Source organism: Nonomuraea monospora (assembly GCF_039531895.1).
In the GTDB taxonomy this organism is placed as follows: domain Bacteria; phylum Actinomycetota; class Actinomycetes; order Streptosporangiales; family Streptosporangiaceae; genus Nonomuraea; species Nonomuraea monospora.
The window spans coordinates 22,499-40,513 of the sequence record NZ_BAAAQX010000052.1 but is presented as its reverse complement, the minus strand read 5'-3'; the positions used below and the strand labels follow the sequence as shown (position 1 = coordinate 40,513).

The 18,015-nt window shown below is 71.1% G+C and carries 13 protein-coding genes; 8 read left to right on the top strand and 5 right to left on the bottom strand.

What is annotated here, in order from left to right:
- The first annotated feature begins 94 nt into the window (after nucleotides 1–94).
- Complete coding sequence (locus tag ABD331_RS54805) at nucleotides 95–988, top strand: carbohydrate kinase family protein (protein WP_344494474.1); 894 nt, start codon at nucleotides 95–97, stop codon at nucleotides 986–988.
- 61 nt (nucleotides 989–1,049) lie between these two features.
- On the opposite strand, the gene ABD331_RS54800 is transcribed toward ABD331_RS54805, so the two are convergent.
- On the bottom strand, nucleotides 1,050–3,164 hold the full coding sequence (locus ABD331_RS54800) for a RecQ family ATP-dependent DNA helicase (protein WP_344494472.1): 2,115 nt from the start codon (nucleotides 3,162–3,164) through the stop codon (nucleotides 1,050–1,052).
- Nucleotides 3,165–3,331: 167 nt separating this feature from the next.
- Nucleotides 3,332–4,153: a TauD/TfdA dioxygenase family protein gene (locus ABD331_RS54795; protein WP_148442305.1), complete on the bottom strand. Its 822-nt coding sequence runs from the start codon at nucleotides 4,151–4,153 to the stop codon at nucleotides 3,332–3,334.
- Between the two features lie 403 nt (nucleotides 4,154–4,556).
- Here ABD331_RS54795 and ABD331_RS54790 point away from each other — a divergent pair, with 403 nt between their 5' ends.
- Nucleotides 4,557–7,049, top strand: a complete 2,493-nt coding sequence (locus tag ABD331_RS54790; RefSeq protein WP_344494471.1) for a DNA gyrase/topoisomerase IV subunit A — start codon at nucleotides 4,557–4,559, stop codon at nucleotides 7,047–7,049.
- A 172-nt stretch (nucleotides 7,050–7,221) separates the two neighbouring features.
- On the top strand, nucleotides 7,222–10,272 hold the full coding sequence (locus ABD331_RS54785; protein WP_344494469.1) for a glycoside hydrolase family 3 N-terminal domain-containing protein: 3,051 nt from the start codon (nucleotides 7,222–7,224) through the stop codon (nucleotides 10,270–10,272).
- Between the two features lie 81 nt (nucleotides 10,273–10,353).
- Here ABD331_RS54785 and ABD331_RS54780 read toward each other — a convergent pair whose 3' ends face one another.
- A complete protein-coding gene (locus tag ABD331_RS54780; RefSeq protein ID WP_344494467.1) occupies nucleotides 10,354–10,722 on the bottom strand; it encodes a VOC family protein in 369 nt (122 codons plus the stop codon).
- Nucleotides 10,723–10,756: 34 nt separating this feature from the next.
- On the opposite strand from ABD331_RS54780, the gene ABD331_RS54775 reads away from it, so the two are divergent.
- From ABD331_RS54775 to ABD331_RS54760, 4 genes are all read left to right on the top strand, one after another.
- Entirely contained in the window at nucleotides 10,757–11,320 is a 564-nt protein-coding gene (locus tag ABD331_RS54775; RefSeq protein ID WP_344494465.1) for a thioredoxin family protein, read from the top strand.
- 84 nt (nucleotides 11,321–11,404) lie between these two features.
- Nucleotides 11,405–12,421 (top strand): sugar ABC transporter substrate-binding protein, encoded by a 1,017-nt coding sequence (locus ABD331_RS54770; RefSeq protein ID WP_344494463.1) that lies wholly within the window; start codon nucleotides 11,405–11,407, stop codon nucleotides 12,419–12,421.
- Nucleotides 12,418–13,347 (top strand): ABC transporter permease, encoded by a 930-nt coding sequence (locus tag ABD331_RS54765; RefSeq protein ID WP_344494461.1) that lies wholly within the window; start codon nucleotides 12,418–12,420, stop codon nucleotides 13,345–13,347. Before ABD331_RS54770 ends, ABD331_RS54765 begins: the two co-directional genes overlap by 4 nt.
- A gap of 76 nt (nucleotides 13,348–13,423) precedes the next feature.
- A complete protein-coding gene (locus ABD331_RS54760; protein ID WP_344494459.1) occupies nucleotides 13,424–14,227 on the top strand; it encodes an SAM-dependent methyltransferase in 804 nt (267 codons plus the stop codon).
- Between the two features lie 362 nt (nucleotides 14,228–14,589).
- Here the strand turns inward: ABD331_RS54760 and ABD331_RS54755 are convergent, their stop codons facing one another.
- Entirely contained in the window at nucleotides 14,590–14,904 is a 315-nt protein-coding gene (locus ABD331_RS54755; protein WP_344494457.1) for a hypothetical protein, read from the bottom strand.
- A 138-nt stretch (nucleotides 14,905–15,042) separates the two neighbouring features.
- Here ABD331_RS54755 and ABD331_RS54750 point away from each other — a divergent pair, with 138 nt between their 5' ends.
- Nucleotides 15,043–15,537, top strand: a complete 495-nt coding sequence (locus ABD331_RS54750; RefSeq protein WP_344494455.1) for a beta-class carbonic anhydrase — start codon at nucleotides 15,043–15,045, stop codon at nucleotides 15,535–15,537.
- 390 nt (nucleotides 15,538–15,927) lie between these two features.
- On the opposite strand, the gene ABD331_RS54745 is transcribed toward ABD331_RS54750, so the two are convergent.
- Nucleotides 15,928–17,994 carry a DNA gyrase/topoisomerase IV subunit B gene (locus tag ABD331_RS54745; protein ID WP_344494453.1) on the bottom strand — a complete coding sequence of 689 codons (2,067 nt, stop codon included), beginning with the start codon at nucleotides 17,992–17,994 and terminating at the stop codon, nucleotides 15,928–15,930.
- Between the last annotated feature and the right edge of the window lie 21 nt (nucleotides 17,995–18,015).

Genomic DNA, 18,015 nt, shown 5'->3' with positions numbered 1-18,015 from the left:
GGTACGCCCCACGGGCAGCCCGCAACCTGTTACTTTTGCGGTGGCGTTCAGCCGTGGTCAAGCTCGTTTCTGAAGGCAGCAAGGTGGTGACATCATGACGCGGGTCGTCGTGGTGGGCGATCTCATGACCGACGCGGTCGCTCGCGCCCGTTATGCGCTTGCCCGGGCGAGCGACACCCCGGCGATCGTCACCATGCACGGCGGCGGCTCAGGGGCCAACATCTCTTCCTGGCTGGCCGTCGAGGGCGCCGAGGTGGCCTTCATCGGCCGCAGGGGCGCCGACATCACGGGGCGCAACCGCGACATGGAGCTGATGGGCTACGGCGTCGACGCCCGGCTCGTCATGGACCCTGAGCGGCCGACCGGCACCTGTGTCGTGCTGGTCACGCACAAGGGCGAGCGCACCATGCTCTCCGACCCGGGCGCCAATGCCGCCCTGTCCCCCGAGGACCTGCCGCGCGACCTGTTCACCCAGGGCGCGCACCTGCACCTGTCGGGCTACACGCTGATCAACGAGGGCTCGCGCGACGCGGGGCTCGCGGCGCTCGACATGGCCAGGCGCGTCGGCATGTCGATCTCGGTCGACTGCGCGTCCTCCGCGCCGCTGGAGCGCACCGGGGCCGAGCCGTTCCTGGAGTGGACGAACGGCGCCAAGCTGCTGTTCGCCAACATCGACCAGGCGAAGGTGCTGACCGGCCGCGACGAGGCCGAGGCCGCCGCCAAGGTGCTGACCGCGTGGTTCCCGCAGGTCGTCATCAAGATGACCGCCGAGGGCGCGCTGTGGTTCAGCAACGGCCGTCCCGACCCCGTGCGGGTGGCCGCCGACCCGGTCGACAAGATCGTTGACGGTACGGGCGCGGGTGACGCGTTCTGCGCCGGTTTCCTGCCCGCCTGGCTGGAGGGCAAGCCGCCGGCCGAGGCGCTGTCCTCCGGCAACCGGCTGGCGGCCAAGGCGATCATGCACCTGGGTGCACGACCGCCGTTCTAGTTCGTGCGCGTCAGGGCGGAAGAGCCCTGACGGCGCGTGATGAGGAGCCCCGACCGGCGGGTCAGCTCGTGACCGCCAGGGCCAGCGGCAGGACGGCGGGGGCGCCCGCGTGGCGGACCTGGGCGGCGGCGAGCGTCATCGTCCAGCCGGTGTCGACCCGGTCGTCCACCAGCAGCACGGGCCCGCCGCACTGGGCGATCGCGGCGCCGACCTCCTTGGGCATGGCCAGGGTGCCCCTGATGGCCTGCACCCGCTTGGCGCTGTTGAACTGCTTGCCCGGCGTACCGGCGCGGTAGCCCAGCTCCCCCAGATACGTCAGCCGCCCCACCTGGGCCAGCCGTTCGGCGAACCCGCGCACCAGCGCGGGCCTGGACGCGGACGGCACGTTGACCACGGCGACGGGCCGCTCGCGCCAGTCCCAGGCGGCCAGCACCTTGATGACCGCCGCGAACATGTCGTCCGGCATCGGCCCGTCCTCCGCCGCGAACAGCTCCCGCAGCCGGTTGCCCCAGCCGATGTCGGTCAGCCGCCCGAGCGCCCTGCCTGGCTCGGCGCCCAGCTCGGGCTTGATCCGGCCGGACAGGTCGGGCATGCCGGTGGGCCACTGCTTGCGGGCCTCGATCTCGACGCCGGGCCTGCTCAGCCGCTCGCGGGCGTTCTCGACGGCCTGCGCGCCGATCTCCGGCGAGCGGTGCCGGCCCGTGCAGTTGTCGCAGCGCCCGCACGGCGTGGCGGTGTCGTCATCGAGGTGCCTGCGCAGGAACTGCTCGCGGCACTCGGTCGTGGTCAGGTAGGCGAGCATGGCGTCCTGCTCGGCCCGGCGCTCGGCGGCGATGCGCTGGTAGCGGTCGGCGTCGTAGGACCACTCCGCGCCGGTGGCCGCCCAGCCGCCCTTGACGCGGCGGACGGCGCCGTCCACGTCGAGGACCTTGAGCATCATCTCCAGGCGGCTGCGGCTCAGGTCGACGGCGGTCTCCAGGGCGGGAGTGGACATGACGCCCCGCTCCTGCAGCGTCTGGAGCGTGGTGCGGACGACGGGCTCGGGCGGGAAGGCCAGCGAGGCGAAGTACGCCCAGATGTCGCGGTCCTCGGTGCCGGGCAGCAGGATGACCTCGGCCCGCTCGACGCCGCGCCCGGCACGTCCGACCTGCTGGTAGTAGGCGACGGGCGACTGCGGCGCACCCACGTGCACCACGAACCCGAGGTCCGGCTTGTCGAACCCCATGCCGAGCGCGCTCGTCGCCACCAGCGCCTTGATCTTGTTGTTGAGCAGCGCCTCCTCGGCCGCCAGCCGCTCGGCCGGCTCGGTCTGGCCGGAGTAGGCGGCCACCTCCAGCCCCTGCTCGCGCAGGTATCCGGCGATCTCGTGGGCGGCGGCGACGGTGAGCGTGTAGACGATGCCTGAGCCGGGCAGTTCGCGCAGGGTCTGGGCGAGCCAGGCCAGCCGCTGCTCGGCGCTGGGCAGGCGGACGACGCTCAGGTGCAGGCTCTCGCGCTCCAGCGGGCCGCGCAGGACCAGCGTGTCCTGCCCTTCCGGCTGCAGCTCGGCGGGCAGGCGCATCTGCTCGGCCACGTCGCGGGTGACGCGCGCGTTGGCGGTGGCGGTGGTGGCCAGCACGGGGATGCCCGGCGGCAGCTCCGCGAACAGCGTGGACAGCCTGCGGTAGTCGGGCCTGAAGTCGTGGCCCCAGTCGGAGATGCAGTGGGCCTCGTCGACCACCACGAGCCCGGCGCTCTCGGCCAGCTCGGGCAGCACGTTGTCGCGGAAGTCGGGGTTGTTCAGCCGTTCGGGGCTGACCAGCAGCACGTCCACCATGCCCTCGGCGACCTGGCCGTAGACCTCCTCCCACGCCTCGGGGTTGGCGGAGTTGATGGTGACGGCCCTGATGCCCGCGCGCTCGGCGGCGGCGATCTGGTTGCGCATGAGCGCGAGCAGCGGCGAGACGATGACGGTGGGGCCTTCGCCGAGCTCGCGCAGGAGGGCGGTGGCCACGAAGTAGACGGCCGACTTGCCCCATCCGGTGCGTTGCACGACGAGGACCCTGCGCCGGTCGAGCACCAGCGCCTCGATGGCGGCCCACTGGTCGTCGCGGAGCCTGGCGTGGTCGCCGGCGAGCGCCTGGAGGCGCTCTTCCGCCTCTTCCCGCAGCATCGCGGCATCGGGGGCATCAATCATGCTCCCCTTGTTACCAGACTCTCTCCTCCTTTACGGCACAGCCGCACTCACCCCGCCCGCCGCACGTGGCCGGCCCCTGTCCAGGGAGACGCTCCTCCGGTTCACGGGGCCGGCCGCCGTTACGCGCGCGACGTGGGCCGTCAGCGTGGCGGGGCTTGGCCCGGTGGCTACTTGTCGGCGTGCTCGGGGAAGGCGTTGATCGTGACCCGGTGCATCCGTCGGCGTTCCGTGTAGTCGGCGACGGCGTAGTGCTGGGTGGGCCGGTTGTCCCAGAAGGCGAGGGTGCCGGGCCGCCAGCGCAGCCGGAGCTGGAACTCGGGCGAGCGGATGTGGTCGATCAGGAACGGCAGCAGCGCCTCGTTCTCCCGGTCGTTCAGCTCCACGAGCCGCGTGGTGGAGGCCCGGTTGACGAACAGCGCCTTACGTCCCGTCTCGGCGTGCACGCGCACCACGGGCCTGGTCCTCGGGGGCCACTTGGCCTGGATCTCCGCCAGGTCGAACGGGTGCCCCTTGGAGATGGCCTTCTTCATCGACATGGTGATGTCGTGCTCGGCCGTCAGCTCGTCGCACAGCCGCTGGATGGGCTTGGACAGCGTCTCGTAGGCCAGGTAGGTGTTCGCCCAGCAGGTGTCGCCGCCCACGCTGGGCAGTTGCATGCAGCGCAGCAGCGAGCCCATGGGCGGTGTCGGCTCGAAGGTGTTGTCGCTGTGCCACTCGTCGCCGCCCTCGCCCTTGGGCGAGGTCTGGTCGAGGACGTGGATGGGGCTGGTGGAGTCCTTCTTGAAGGCGGGGTGGTTGAGCGTGCCGAAGTTCAGGGCGAACTGCAGGTGCTGGTCGTCGTCGATGTGCTGGTCGCGGAAGAACAGCACGAGGTGCTTGAGCCACCCCGTCCGCAGGGTCGCGACCTCGTCCTCCGACAGCGGCTTGCGCAGATCGACCCCGGTGACCTCGGCGCCGATGTGCTTGGTCACGGGATGGAACTCGATCATGACGCCTCCGGTGAACAGGTGGGATCCCCTTGGATGCAAGGTAAGACCCAAGCAATTGCTTGGTCAAGACGACAGGACGGCTCCGGCTCGCCGCTCGAACACATCTGCGATAAATCGAGTACGATGCCGCTGATGACGTTCTCCTCGCGCCGGTCGACCGCATGCGGAAAGATCGTTACCGTGGCGTCAGCGTCGTCCTGGATATGCCATGCAAGACCCCGCTCATGTCATCATCTCCAGGGGCACACACGTCGGATCCCCGCGACGGGGGCAGGTTACGTCGACGCCTCGCACGCCGATCTGACGCTTCGCAAGCGAGCTGACGGCTACGGTTACAGCACGAGAACAGAAGGAGGATGCGCTTCCCCTCGGCGCGACGGCCGAGGCAGCCGCGCAGCACAAGATGGCCCGACGCACGACTGCACCCCCGCCTGAGGACTTCGAGGAGCGGATCGTCGACATCGACGTATCCGCCGAGATGCGCGCGAGCTACCTCGAGTACGCCTACTCAGTGATCTATCAGCGCGCCCTGCCCGACGCGCGCGACGGCCTCAAGCCCGTGCAGCGGCGCATCCTGTACTCGATGAGCGAGATGGGCCTGCGCCCCGAGCGCGGCCACGTCAAGTCGTCCCGCGTCGTCGGCGACGTCATGGGCAAGCTGCACCCCCATGGCGACAGCGCCATCTACGACGCGCTGGTCCGCCTGGCGCAGCCGTTCTCCATGCGCCTGCCGCTGGTCGACGGCCACGGCAACTTCGGCTCGCCCGACGACATGCCCGCCGCCATGCGGTACACCGAGGCCAGGCTGGCCGCAGCGGCGATGCTCATGGTCGAGTCGCTCGACGAGGACACCGTCGACTTCAAGCCCAACTACGACGGCCAGGAGACCGAGCCCACGGTCATGCCGTCGGCGTTCCCCAACCTCCTGGTCAACGGCACCAGCGGCATCGCGGTCGGCATGGCCACCAACATGGCGCCGCACAACCTCGTCGAGGTCGTTGCCGCCGCCCGCCACCTGATCAAGAAGCCCGACGCGACGCTCGACGACCTGATGAAGTTCGTGCCTGGGCCCGACCTGCCGACCGGCGGCTCGATCATCGGGCTGCAGGGCGTGCGCGACGCGTACGAGACGGGCCGCGGCACGTTCCGGATGCGGGCCAAGTGCGCGGTCGAGCAGATCACGCCGCGACGCAAGGGCATCATCGTCACCGAGCTGCCCTACAACGTCGGCCCCGAGCGCGTGGTCACCAAGATCAAGGAGCTGGTGACCAGCAAGAAGCTCCAGGGCATCGCCGACCTGAAGGACCTCACCGACCGGCACAAGGGCCTGCGGCTGGTCATCGAGATCAAGAACGGCTTCATCCCCGAGGCCGTGCTGGAGGAGCTCTACCGGCTGACGCCGATGGAGGAGACCTTCGGCATCAACAACGTCGCCCTGGTCGAGGGCGAGCCGCGCACCCTCGGGCTGCGCGAGATGCTGCAGGTCTACGTCGACCACCGCCTGGAGGTCGTGCGCCGCAGGTCCGAGTACAGGCGCCGCAAGCGCGAGGAGCGCCTGCACCTGGTCGACGGCCTGATCATCGCGCTGCTCAACATCGACGAGGTCATCCAGGTCATCCGTTCCTCCGACGACTCCGCCCAGGCGCGCACCCGCCTGATGGAGGTCTTCGACCTGACCGACATCCAGGCCGCCTACATCCTCGACACGCCGCTGCGCCGCCTGACCCGCTACGACAAGCTGGAGCTCGACCGCGAGAAGGAGACGCTGAGCGAGGAGATCGCTCAGCTCACCGAGATCCTCTCCTCCGAGACCAAGCTCCGCCAGGTCGTCTCCGGCGAGCTGGCCGAGGTGGCCAAGAAGTACGGCACGCCGCGCCGCACGGTGCTGCTGGAGGCGCCGGGCGTCACCCGCACCCCCGTCGTCGACCTCCAGGTGGCCGACGACCCGTGCCTGGCCATGCTCTCCTCCACCGGCCTGCTGGCCCGCACCCCCGACGCCGCGCCGCTGCCCGGCGAGGGCGAACGCGCGGCGCACGACGTGCTGCTCAGCGTCGTGCGCACCTCCGTGCGCGGCGAGGTCGGCGTCATCACCTCGCTGGGCCGGCTGATCCGCGTCCAGGTCGTCGACCTGCCCACGCTGCCGCCGTCGGCCAACCCGCCGTCGCTGTCGGGCGGGCACCCGGTCTCGGAGTACGTGTCGCTGCAGCCCGACGAGAAGGTGGTCGGCCTGGGCTCCCTCGACCCCGACGGCCCCGGCCTGGCGCTGGGCACCGCGCAGGGCGTGGTCAAGCGGGTGGTGCCCGACTACCCGGCCAACCGCGACGACTTCGAAGTGATCACGCTGAAGGACGGCGACACCGTGGTGGGCGCGGTCGAGCTGGAGTCCGAAGCCCACGACCTGGTGTTCATCTCCTCCGACGCCCAGCTCCTGCGTTTCTCCGCCTCCCTCGTGCGGCCCCAGGGGCGCCCGGCGGGCGGCATGGCGGGCATCCGGCTCGACGGCGGGGCCAGGGTGATCTGGTTCGGGGTGGTCGATCCCGAGCGTCCCGCGCACGTCGTCACCGTCGCAGGCTCCTCCACCGCGCTGCCCGGCACGCAGGTGGGCGGCGGCAAGCTGTCCGACTACGCCGAGTTCCCCGCCAAGGGGCGGGCCACCGGCGGGGTGCGGGCCCAGCGGTTCCTGAAGGGCGAGGACGAGCTGCTGCTGGCCTGGGCCGGCCCGGCGCCCGCCAAGGCGGTGTCCGCGGTGGGCAAGCCCGTGCCGCTGCCGGACGAGATCGGGCGCAGGGACGGGTCCGGGGTGCGGCTGACGCACACGATCGGCGCTGTGGGCGGCGCTCTCGGCGCCGGGCCCGAGGGCGCGGACGACGGCGAGGCCGCTGCCTCGGACGAGTAAGCGAACGTGATCAGGGCCGCGACCGCATACGAGCGGGCGCGGCCCTTGCACGTCGGCCGCCCACCATTGAGGGGGCGCGGTTCTTTCACGTCGCCCGCCCCCGCCTTGTTATGAATCACGGCCCGCCACCGATCTCCTCTGAGAGAGCGCTCTCTCCCCCACTGGAGGTCCCGTGTTCAGACGCGCGTTATGGGCGGCGGCCATCACCCTGCTGGCCCCCCTGCTCCTGACCCAGCCCGCCCCCGCGGCGGCCGCAGCACCGCTCACGATCACCGACTTCGAGTCGGACGGCGTCCCTCCCGGCGTGTACGCCTGGGGCAACGACGCGGCCTCGACCCCGGCGCTCACGACCGAGCCCGGCGCCGACCGTCCGGACGCCCCCGCGACGAACCGGGTGCTCAGGTCCGTCTACGCCGTCAGCCAGTGGGGCGGCTGGTCCCACGACTTCCCTGCCACCCAGGACTGGTCCCCGTACGAGGGCTTCTCCTTCTGGGTGAAGGGCACCGCCTCAGGGCAGAAGATCTTCTTCGAGCTCAAGGACGGCGGCGGCAGCGCCGGCGCCGCGGAGCTGTTCGAGTCGTCGTTCACCGACGACACGGCCGGCTGGCGGCAGATCGCGGTGCCGTTCGCCGGCTTCACCCGCCGCACCGACTACCAGCCCGGCGGCGCGCCGACGGACGGCGAGCTGGACCTGGTCGCCATGTGGGGGTACGGCATGCGCCTGCCCACCGCCCAAGGCACGCTGCTCTGGGACGACGTCCAGCTCTACGGCACCGCGCCGCCCCGCCCCGTGCGGCTGTCGGCGGACGCGCCGGTCCACCCCGTGGACGAGAAAGGCCAGGCCGAGGTGGGCGTCACGATCACCACCTCCGGCGGCGCGCCGCTCACCGCCGACCTGAACGTGGACTACCGGACCGGCACCGGCACCGCGACCCCCGGCGCCGACTACACGGCCGTCCAGGGCACGCTCACCTTCCCCGCGGGCACGGCCTCCGGCTCCACCAGGACGTTCACGGTCAGGACGCTGCGCGACGACCGGGCCGAGGCGGCCGAGACCATCCCGATCGAGCTGTCGGGCGCGGGCACCAGGCCGCCGGCCGAACCGCCGGTCGTCGTGATCAACGCGCACGGCCTGCCGTACCTGAACGCCCGCAAGCCCGTCAGGGAGCGCGTCGCCGACCTGCTGGGCCGCATGACGACGGACGAGAAGATCGGCCAGATGACGCAGGCCGAGCGCGGCGCGCTGGCCAAGCAGAGCGACATCGCCACGTACGTGCTCGGCTCCCTGCTGTCGGGCGGCGGCTCGGCGCCGTCGCCGAACACGCCCGAGGCGTGGGCCGACATGATCGACGCCTTCCAGCTCCAGACCAGGCAGACCCGCCTCCAGGTGCCGCTGATCTACGGCGTGGACGCGGTGCACGGCCACAACAACGTCGTCGGCGCGACGATCTTCCCGCACAACGCCGGCCTCGGCGCCGCCCGCGACCCCGCCTTGGTCGAGCAGGCGGGCAGGATCACGGCCAGGGAGGTCAGGGCCACCGGCATCCCGTGGAACTTCGCGCCGTGCCTGTGCGTGTCGCGCGACGACCGCTGGGGGCGGGCGTACGAGTCGTTCGGGGAGGACCCGGCGCTGGTCAGCCGGATGGCCACGGTCATCGACGGGCTGCAGGACAACGGGGTGCTGGCCACCGCCAAGCACTACGTCGGCGACGGCGGCACCGCGTACGGCTCGTCGGCCTCCGGCGACTACACGATCGACCAGGGCGTCACCCAGGTCAGCAGGCAGGAGCTGGACAGGATCCACCTGAAGCCGTTCGAGGAGGCGGTCAGGCGCGGCGTGGCCACCGTGATGCCGTCGTTCTCCAGCGTGGATTTCGGTGACGGGCCGCTGAAGATGCACGCGCACGACGAGCTGATCAACGGCACGCTGAAGGGCCGGCTCGGGTTCGGCGGGTTCGTGATCAGCGACTGGCAGGCCATCGACCAGATCCCCGGCGACTACCCGAGCGACGTGCGCACGTCCGTCAACGCCGGGCTGGACATGATCATGGTGCCGTACGCGTACCCGCAGTTCACCAGCACGCTCAAGGCCGAGGTCGAGGCCGGGCGGGTGCCGATGGCGCGGGTGGACGACGCCGTGTCCAGGATCCTGACGCAGAAGTTCCGGCTGGGGCTGTTCGAGCGCCCGTACGCCGACCGCTCCCGCATCGGCGCCGTCGGCTCGGCGGCGCACCGCGCGGTCGCCCGCGCCGCCGCCGCCAAGTCGCAGGTGCTGCTGAAGAACGACGGCGGGCTGCTGCCGCTGCGCCGCGACGCCAAGGTGTACGTGGCGGGCTCGAACGCCGACGACATCGGCAACCAGTCCGGCGGCTGGACGATCAGCTGGCAGGGCTCCTCGGGGCCGATCACGCCGGGCACCACCGTCGTGCAGGCGATCCGCTCACGAGCCTCGTCCGTGACCTACTCCCGCGACGCCTCGGCCGACCTGGCCGGGCACGACGTGGGCGTGGTGGTCGTGGGCGAGACGCCGTACGCCGAGGGGCAGGGCGACGTCGGCCGCGCCGGGCGCACCCTGGACCTGACGGCCGCCGACCGGGCCGCCGTGGACCGGGTGTGCGGGGCGCTGAAGTGCGTGGTCCTGGTGGTCTCCGGGCGGCCGATGCTGCTGGGCGACCTGTCGGGGGTGGAGGCCGTGGTGGCGTCCTGGCTGCCGGGCACCGAGGGCGACGGGGTGGCCGATCCGCTGTTCGGGGCCGTGCCGTACACCGGGCGGCTGCCGTTCACCTGGTTCCGCTCCGTGGAGCAGATCCCGATCAACGTGGGGGACGCGACGTACGAGCCGCTGTTCCCGTACGGGTGGGGGCTGCGCACCGATCGCGCCCGCGACCGGCTCAAGGCGGCGCGGGACGAGCTGGCCCGCGGTGACGGCCCGTCCAGGGCCGCCGCCGTGACGCTGACGGCCGCCCTGGCGGGGCGCAACTGGCACGCCGACGGGTCGGTCCGCGACGCGCGGGTGGTGCTGGGCGCGGTGGGCGCCGCCGCGGCGCTGCTCGAACGGTCGAGAAGCGACTCGTACGCGGTGGGCGACGCCGTCGTCTCGGTGGCCAGGGACGTCGCTCAGAGCGGTGGCGAGCGGCCCGATCTGCAGGCGTCGGCCGATCACGAGCTGGCGTCCGGCGACCTCACGAAGGCGGTGGAGCTCCTGGCCAGAGCCGCCCGCTGAGCACGACCCCGTTGCGGCGCCCCGCCCCAGGAGCAGTCCCCTATCGCCCGGGCCCGGGCCGCCGCAACGGGAGCCTCCCTGTTACCGGCAGAGGCAGAACGGATGCCCCGCCGGATCGAGGTACACCCGGAAGTCGTCTTCCTCACTGGGCTGATGATCGTGCTTGGTGGCGCCGATCTTCAGCACCTGCCGCTCGGCCTCGTCCAGGTCCGTGACGGTGAGGTCGAGATGGAACTGCTGCGGCCTGTCGGGGCTCGGCCACGCGGGTGGCTGGTGGTCCGGCGCGAGCTGGAAGGCCAGCCGCTTGGGCGCGCCCCCGTCGCTCACCACCACCCAGTCGTCCTCGACCGAGGTGACCGGCCAGCCCAGGAGCTGGGAGTAGAACTCCGCCAGCCCCTGGGGATCCGGGCAGTCCAGCACGACGGTCCTGAACTCGGCGATGCCGCCCATCGATATCCGCCTCTCTCACGCGACAATGGATGTCATGGCTGCCAACTCGTTCATGGTTCCGCTCGGCACACCCGCGCCCTCGTTCGACCTGACCGCCATCGACGGCGGCAGCGTATCGCTGGAAGATCTCAAGGACTCTCCCGCCACTCTCGTGATCTTCCTTTCGAATCACTGCCCGTACGTGCGGCACATCGAATCCGGTCTCGCCACCTTGGCGAGGGACTACGGCGCGCGGCTGTCGATCGTCGCCATCTGCAGCAACGACAGCGTGAACTACCCCGATGACGACCCCACACACCTCGCGGAGCAGGCCCGCAGGGCCGGGTTCGGCTTCCCGTACCTGCTGGACGACACCCAGGACGTCGCCAAGGCCTACCGCGCCGCCTGCACGCCCGACTTCTTCCTGTACGACGCGCAGTTCCAGCTCGTCTACCGGGGCGAGTTCGACGGCGCGCGGCCGGGCAACGACGTGCCGGTGACCGGCTCGTCGCTGCGTGCCGCCATCGACGCCCTGCTGGACGGCGGGCCGGTGCCCGAGCAGCAGAACCCGTCGCTCGGGTGCGGCATCAAGTGGAAGCCGGGCAACGAGCCCGTCTGACGATCCGTGGTCTCCCTTCGCCGCGTGGCTCTATGATCACCAGCAGTCCCGGGCGAGTCGCCGACGACGCGAATGGAGACCTCGATGGTCGCACCACGGACTGCCTTACCGGCCCTGGCACTGGTGGCCCTGCTCGCCGCCGGCTGCGTCAACCCGGCTGAGCAACAGGGCGGCGCCACCACCGCCCCCACCTCCTCCTCCGGAGAGGCCAAACGCATCGGCTTCTTCGGCTTCGCCAAGGCGAACTCCTTCTCGGCGGCCACGTTCGCCGGGGTCGAGGAGCACGCGAGGGCCAACGGCGCCACGGCCGAGTTCCTCGATCCGAACTTCGACGCCCAGGCCCAGGTGCAGCAGCTCCAGGACGCGGTGACGGCCAAACGGTTCGACGTGTTCGTCGTGCAGGCCAACGACGGGGCGGCCGTGGTGCCCGCGATCCAGTCGGCCGTGCGGGCGGGGATCTCCGTCGTCGTGCAGTTCACCCCTGTCGGCACCCGGTACGACACCGCCGAGCCGCAGGTGGACGGCACGATCACGCTCATCGACGTGCCGACGCTGAACGGCGAGGGCCTCGGCAGGCTGGCGATCCAAGCCTGTCAGAGCAGGAAGCTCAGCCCGTGCGAGGTCGCCTACCTGGAGGGCCTGAAGGCGCTGCCCCTCGACAACGCCCGCACCCAGGCGGCCGTCGGCGTGCTGGAGTCCGCGCCCGGCGTGCGGGTCAAGGCCCGGGTCGAGGGCGGCTACACGCAGGAGAGCGGGCGCAAGGCCATGCAGGACATCCTGCAGAAGGATCCCGGCATCGACGTGGTCATCGGCTCCTCCCAGGCGGTGCTCGGCGCGGAGGCCGTGGCCAAGGGCAAGGACATCCTGTACGTCGCCAACGGCGCCTCCCGCCAGACCGTCGAGGCGGTGCAACAGGGCCGCTGGTTCGGCGCGTACTACCTGCCGGTCAAGACCCTCGGCGCCAAGGCCGCCGAGCTGGGCCTGGCCAAGGCGCTCGGCAAGAACGTGCCCGCCACGAACGTGATGACGGACGTCCCGCCCGCCACCAGCATGGGCACCAAGGACGCGCTGGCCCAGGTGAGCGGCGAATACGACGAATGACCCGCGACCACGGCATCCTCGCCGGGGTCGCGGCCCTGGTGGTGCTGCTCTCGCTGGCCACGGACACGTTCCTGACGCCGGGGAACCTGGTCAACCTCCTCGACCAGGCGGTGGTGGTGGGGCTGCTGGCGTGCGGGATGACGCTGTGCGTGATCTGCGGCGTGTTCGACCTGTCGGCGGGCGCGGTGCTCGCCGTGAGCGCCATCGTCGCCGTGGTCGTCACCCGGCACGCCGGAGTCCCCGCCGGGTACGCGGCGGCCCTGGCCACCGGAGCCCTGCTCGGCACGGTCAACGGCGTGGTCGTGGTGCTGTCGCGGGTGCACTCGTTCATCGTCACGCTCGCGCTCGGCCTGGTGCACCGGGGCGTGGCGCTGGTCATCACCGGCGGCGCGATCGTCTACCCCGGCCCCGAGCACTTGGCGGCCTTCCAGTCGCTGAGCTGGCCGACCGTGCTGGGCGGCGTCACGGCCGCCTCGCTGCTGCTGGTCGCGGTCGCCGTCGTCACCTCGGTGCTGCTGTCGCGCACCACGTTCGGCCGCCGGGTGTACGCGGTCGGCGGCAACCCCACGGCGGCCTGGCTGTCCGGGATCGGCGTGCGCACCGTCCGCGTGGGCGTGTTCGTGATCAGCGGCGTCTGCGCCGCCCTGGCCGGGCTGGTGCTCGCCGCGCGGGGCGGCTCGGCGCAGCCGGACATGGGGACGCTGCTGGAGCTGACCGCCATCGCGGCGACCGTGATCGGCGGGACGAGCATCCTCGGCGGGCAGGGCGCGGTGTGGCGCGGCCTGGTGGGCGTGCTGATCCTGACCCTCATCGGGAACGGCTTCAACCTGCTCGGCTGGAACACCACCTACCGCCCGATCGTCGAAGGGCTGCTGATCCTCGGGGCGGTCAGCCTTGATCACTCGCTCAGGCGGCGGCGCTTTTGACAGGAATGATCCACAAAGTTGTCACGACGGCGTTACGATCTGTTCCAACCGTTTTCGCGGATCCCGAAGGGCCCAGATGACCAACCCCCCGCGCGTACCGAAGGGCATCAACCCCCGCATCCCGAACGCCGCGCGCATGTACGACTACTACCTCGGCGGCAAGGACAACTTCGCGGCCGACCGCGAGGCCGCCGAGAAGATCATGGCATTGGGGCCCAGCCGGGAGATCTGCCTGGCCAACCGGCGGTTCCTGGGCAGGGCCGTCCGCCACGTCGCCGGCCTCGGCATCGACCAGTTCATCGACCTCGGCACCGGCCTGCCCAACCAGAACAACGTGCACGAGGTCGCCCGCGAGATCCACCAGGACGCGCACGTCGTCTACGTCGACTACGACCCCGTGGTGATCGTTCACGCCCGCGCCCTCCTCGCGGGCACCGACACGAACATCACCATCGTGCACGCCGACATCCGCGACCCCGCCTCCATCCTCGACGCCCCGGAGACCACGAAGCTCATCGACTTCAGCCGGCCCGTGGGCGTGGTGTTCCTCGGCGTGCTGCACTGCCTCACGGACGCCGAGGACCCGTGGGGGGTGGTGGCCGCCTTCCGCGAGCGGCTCGCGCCCGGCAGCGCGCTCGTCGTCTCCCACCTCACCGACGACGCCCACCCGGAGGTGGGCAAGGCTGCGCGCGAGGTGTACGACGACGCGGACGCGCCCCTGATCCACCGGGGGCATGCGGCGGTGGCCCGGATGTTCTCGGGGTTCGAGGTGGTGGAGCCGGGGGTGACGCATGTGGATGCTTGGCGGCCGGAGGAGGCTTGGGAGAGGGAGCTGGCGGGCGGGGAATGGTGGTACGTGGGCGTCGGACTCAAACCCTGACCCCTCGCCGCCCGGCGAACCCGCCCGCGCCACACCTCAGGTTCGCCCCTCCCCAGGCCACAGCTCCAGCGCACCTCAGCCCACAGCCCAGCACGCACCCAGGTCACAGCCCAGTCGCGCCCCAGCCCCAGCACAGTCGCGCCTCAACCCACAGCCCGGCACGCACCCATCGCGCCCAGCCCACAACCCAGCACGCACCCAGTCATGCCTCAGCCCACAGCCCGGTCGCGCCTCAGGCCATGAGCCAGCCCACCCCGGGGCGTGCCCCGCCGCGCCCTGGGTCGCGTCCGCGATCGCGTCACCACCCCGCGCACGCCCGAGGTCACGACCCCGAGCACGCCCTGAGGCCGTGTCTCAATGCCTTAGGTCGCGGCGGCGATGGCGGCGGGCAGGGCGAGCAGCAGGTCGTGCGGCTCCCCGCCCTCCCACTGCCGGATCAGCTTGTTGCCCGCCTCCCCCGGATCGAACCCCTCACACCCCAGCGGCCCGAAACACCCGGCCTGATCCAGCATGAGGATCAGCGGGTCGTCTTCGGGAAGACCACCCGCATAGGCGGCGGCATCGAGCAGAGCCAGGGCGGACCTGGCGTTACGGCCGTCATCCCTGGTCTCCACGCGATCGAGGCGGCGCCGGGCCTGGGCGCGGAGGTACACGGCGAGCGATTCTGACCTACTCACGACAAACCTTCTTGGGTCACGTACGTACGGCTACGACATCATCACTCAAAGTGAAGGCCATTCGTGGGAGGTTTGCCAAGTCCAGCCTGTCGCCACCCCGCCATCGCGAAAATTGCGGCATGAGAGAAGATTTGTGACATGAGTGCGTTCGACGACCTGTATGCCGCCAACGCGAAGTTCGCCGAGACGTTCGGCGACTCCGGCCTGACGGGCCGGGCCGCGCGCGGCCTCGCCGTTGTGACCTGCATGGACTCCCGCATCGACCCGCTGGGACTCCTCGGACTGAAGCCCGGCGACGCCAAGATCCTGCGCAACGCCGGCGCCCGCGTGACGGACGACGTGCTCCGCACGCTCGTACTGGCCGTCGTCCTGCTGGGCGTCGACCGGGTCCTCGTCATGCCCCACACCGACTGCGGCATGGCCAAGGCCACGGACGCGGACGTACACAGGCTGGCGGGTGAGCGCGGCATCGACACGCGCAGCCTGGACTTCCACACCGTCCCGGATCAGGACGAGGCGCTCAAGCACGACCTGACCAGGATCAGGACGTCCCCGTTCCTGCCGCAGGGGATGCCGGTGAGCGGCGCCATCTACGACGTCCGCTCAGGCAGGCTGTCCCCTTCCGACCACTGAGTCTCCCCGTTCCGTCCCGATGCCCCTGCCGCGCCGCGTGCCGGGGCATCGGCGCGTTCTGGGCCGGGACGCGCTCAGAGGCCTCAGCGCGTACGAGATGGGGCAGGGCGTACAGGAAGGGCAGGAAGGGGCGCACGCCCGCTCACGAGGCACCACAGCGCCACAGAGGCGCCACAGAACCGCAGGAACCCCACAACGCTGCACGCCGCCGCGCCAGGCCCGCGTCAGCCCAAGCCCGCCGCGCGCCAAGCCCGCCGCGCGCCAGGCAGCGCGTCCACGCCAACAAGGCGCCAAGCACCGGCTCGCACCGCCGCGCCAACACCACCCCGCGCTCAGCCTGCGCAGGCCACCCAAGGCTCCACGCAGGCGTAGCCCTGGACCAAGTCGGGCTCAGGCGTCGATGTGATCCCGGTCCACCTCAGCCGCACTGCTGACGATGAACTCCCGCCGAGGCGCGACCTCACTCCCCATCAGCAGGTTGAAGATCCCCTCAGCCCCTTCGGCGTCCTCGATCCGCACCCTCCGCAGAATGCGGTGCCGCGGATCCATCGTGGTCTCCGCGAGCTGATCGGCATCCATCTCACCCAGACCCTTGTACCGCTGCACCGGGTCCTTCCACCGCTTGCCCCGCCGCTCCAGGTCGCGCAGCACCTTCTGCAGCTCGGCGTCGGAGTAGCAGTAGATGTACTTCTCCTTGCCCCGCCCCGGGTTGGTCAGCTCGATGCGGTGCAGCGGCGGCACGGCGGCGAACACGCGCCCCGCCTCCACCATGGGCCGCATGTAGCGGTGGAACAGGGTGAGCAGCAGGCAGCGGATGTGGGCGCCGTCGACGTCGGCGTCGGCCATCAGGATGACCTTGCCGTAGCGGGCGGCCTCGATGTCGAAGGAGCGCCCCGAGCCGGCGCCGACGACCTGGATGATCGCGGCGCACTCGGCGTTCTTGAGCATGTCGCTCACGGACGCCTTCTGCACGTTGAGGATCTTGCCGCGGATCGGCAGCAGCGCCTGGAACTCGGAGTCGCGGGCGAGCTTGGCCGTGCCGAGGGCGGAGTCTCCCTCGACGATGAACAGCTCGCTGCGGTCGAGGTCGTCGCTGCGGCAGTCGACGAGCTTGGCGGGGAGCGCGGAGTTCTCCAGTGCGCTCTTGCGGCGCTGGTTGTCGCGGTGCTCGCGGGCCGCGATGCGGGCCTTGGCGGCGGCGACGATCTTCTCCAGCACCGCCCGCAGCGGCTGCTTGTAGCCGCGCGGCGGGTTGGTGAACAGCTCCTTGAGCTCCCGCGAGACGACGTGGGAGACGATGCGGGTGGCCGCGGAGGTGCCGAGCACCTCCTTGGTCTGCCCCTCGAACTGCGGCTCCGGCACCCGGACGGTGACCACGCCGGTCAGGCCTTCTGAGATGTCGTCCTTGGTGACGGGGTCGTCGCCGTTCTTGAGCAGGCGGGTCTCGCGCAGCAGCTCGTTGATCGTGCGGACGAGGCCGCGCTCGAAGCCGGTCAGGTGAGTGCCGCCCTTGGGGGTGGCGATCACGTTGACGAACGAGCGGACCGTGGACTCGTAGCCCTTGCCCCAGCGGACCGCCACGTCGACGCTCAGCTCGCGCTGCACCTCGGTGGGCGTCATGTGGCCCTGGTCGTCGAGGACGGGCACCGTCTCGTGGAAGTGGCCGACGCCCTGCATGCGCAGCACGTCGCAGACGGGCTCGTCGCGGGCCAGGAACTCGGCGAACTCGGAGATGCCGCCCTCGAAGCGGAACTCCTCCTCGATGCGCTCCTCGTGCCTGCTGTCGTAGACGGCCAGGGTCAGGCCGGGCACCAGGAACGCGGTCTGCCGCAGCCGCACGTGGATCTCGTCGAGCGAGACCTCGGCGTCGGGCAGGAAGATCTGCGTGTCGGCCCAGAACCGCACCCGGGTGCCGGTGACGGTCTTGGGGATCTTGGCGCCCAGCCGCAGGCCGGACTTCTTCTTGAACTTGGCCGCCGGCCCCTCGCCGTCGAAGACGCCGGTGACGCCGCGGCGGAAGCTGATCTCGTGCACCACCCCGCCGTGGTCGACCCACACGTCGAGGCGCGAGGACAGCGCGTTGACCACGGACGCGCCCACGCCGTGCAGGCCGCCGGAGGCCCCGTAGGAGCCGCCGCCGAACTTCCCGCCCGCGTGCAGCTTGGTGTAGACGAGCTCCACCCCGGTCAGGCCGGTCTTGGGGTGGACGTCGACCGGGATGCCCCGGCCGTTGTCGCGGACCTCGATGGACCCGTCCGCGTAGAGCTCCACCTCGATCCGGTCGCAGTGACCGGCAAGCGCCTCGTCGACGCCGTTGTCCACGATCTCCCAGAGGCAGTGCATGAGCCCGCGACTGTCGGTGGACCCGATGTACATGCCCGGGCGTTTCCGCACGGCCTCCAGGCCCTCAAGCACCGAGAGGTGACGAGCCGTGTAACCCGCCTCCACAAGCGTCACTCCAGCTCCCCTGGTCTAGGC